Below are 1,041 nucleotides of genomic sequence, written 5' to 3'. Positions count from 1 at the left end.
TTGATCCCGCCGATAGGGCGGTGTTCTGCCACGCCGAACCAGGGGTTGAATGACTGGTTGTCGCAGGCGAGATTCAGCGCGGGCGTGTCGAAGTCCTGCGCCGGGACCCGCACCCTGGCCACGGTTTCAAAAGGCGCGTCGCTTTCCTTCCATTCGATGCTGGTGTCTTCGATGGGCATGAATGTCTGCGGGTTCTGTCGCTGGATCTGCAACACGAAGCATGCCGGCACGCGGTCGGTGGACAGTTGTTGATTGAGCGCGCTGCGCAGGAAGTTCGGCAGGTCCTGGTTCTGTTTGGGCAATGTGTATTCAGGACAGCTTTGCGGGTCGGGGGCGACGCGGAACTTGGCGTTGGCCGCACCGAACTTGTAGGGCGAAACCGAAAAGTAGGTGGTCTGCGTCGGGCTGGCCGGGGCAGGGGCGAGGGTGGCCAGGGCGATGAACAGGTGGCGTATCTGCCAGGTGCGCGGGTCGGCCTTGGGGAAGAACGCCAGCACTTTTTTGCCATCCGCCTGGGCACCGATGTTCTGCGCATATTCGGCCACATCGCTGACAAAGAAGTTCGGGTGGCTGAACATCACGAAGTCCTGCTCGGTGCGCGCTTGCTGATCGGCCATCAGCTGTTTGCCGGGTACGTCGAGCAGCTTGATGGCCATGCCGCGGGCATCGCGGATGCTGTCGAATTGCGGGTAGGCATTGCCGTTGGACAGCCGCATCATCGCCTGCCAGGTTTTACCCGGCGTTGCGAACACGCCCTGGCGCAGTGCCGGATCGAGGTCGGCCAGCACGCTGACTTCGGCCTTCACACAACCATGGGCCTTGGCGTGGGCATCGCGCAGGTAGCGCGTGCCCTCGCGGTGCTGGTCGACGATGCGCACGGCGGTCTGGATGATGCCCTGGGTCATGGCGGCTTCACCGGGCGGAATCTGCTCATCCGGCGACACCGGGCCGCTGTGCTGCCAGGCGTACCACGCGCTGGCGCCAAGCCAACCGAGCAGGCCCAGACCCACCAGCCACAGCAGGGTTTTGCCGAGAAACCCG

General features: G+C 63.9%; 1 protein-coding gene. It reads right to left on the bottom strand.

Annotated features, from left to right (window positions below; genetic code table 11):
• Window positions 1–1,041, bottom strand: a 1,041-nt coding sequence (locus tag BFP96_RS28180) for a catalase family protein (RefSeq protein ID WP_065937446.1), incomplete at both ends; no start/stop codon positions are given.

The organism is Pseudomonas sp. 34 E 7 (assembly GCF_900005715.1).
GTDB classification, from domain to species: domain Bacteria; phylum Pseudomonadota; class Gammaproteobacteria; order Pseudomonadales; family Pseudomonadaceae; genus Aquipseudomonas; species Aquipseudomonas orientalis_A.
Note: the sequence above shows the minus strand (reverse complement) of the source record. Positions and strands in the feature narration are given on the sequence as shown.